The 436-nt window shown below is 67.0% G+C and carries 1 protein-coding gene; it reads left to right on the top strand.

Features of this window, described 5'->3' with window-relative positions; translation table 11 throughout:
* Positions 1-436 (top strand): Nramp family divalent metal transporter (locus tag EN850_RS33630; protein WP_189591279.1); only part of this gene is annotated, 436 nt, incomplete at both ends.

The raw sequence follows: 436 nt of genomic DNA, 5'->3' as shown, positions 1-436 counted from the left end.
GGTGGTTCCGCCTGATGGCCTTCCTTGGCCCGGGCTACATGATCTCGGTCGGTTACATGGACTCGGGCAACTGGGCCACCGACCTCGCCGGCGGTTCCCGCTTCGACTACCTGCTGCTGTCGGTCATCCTGATCTCCAACCTGATGGCGGTGATCCTGCAGGCGCTGTCGGCGCGGCTCGGCATCGCCACCGGCATGGACCTGGCGCAGGCCTGCCGCGCCCGTTACCCCAAGCCGGTGAACCTGGCGCTGTGGGCGCTGTGCGAGGCGGCGATCATCGCCTGCGACCTGGCCGAGGTGATCGGCACCGCGATCGCGTTGAAGCTGCTGTTCGATCTGCCACTGCTGTGGGGCGCGGTGATCACTGCGCTCGATACGCTGCTGGTGCTGCTGCTGATGAACCGCGGCTTCCGTGCGCTGGAAGCGTTCGTGATCGC

The sequence above is a fragment of the Mesorhizobium sp. M8A.F.Ca.ET.207.01.1.1 genome (assembly GCF_004794715.1).
In the GTDB taxonomy this organism is placed as follows: Bacteria; Pseudomonadota; Alphaproteobacteria; order Rhizobiales; family Rhizobiaceae; genus Mesorhizobium.
This window is presented reverse-complemented; position numbering and strand designations above follow the sequence as displayed.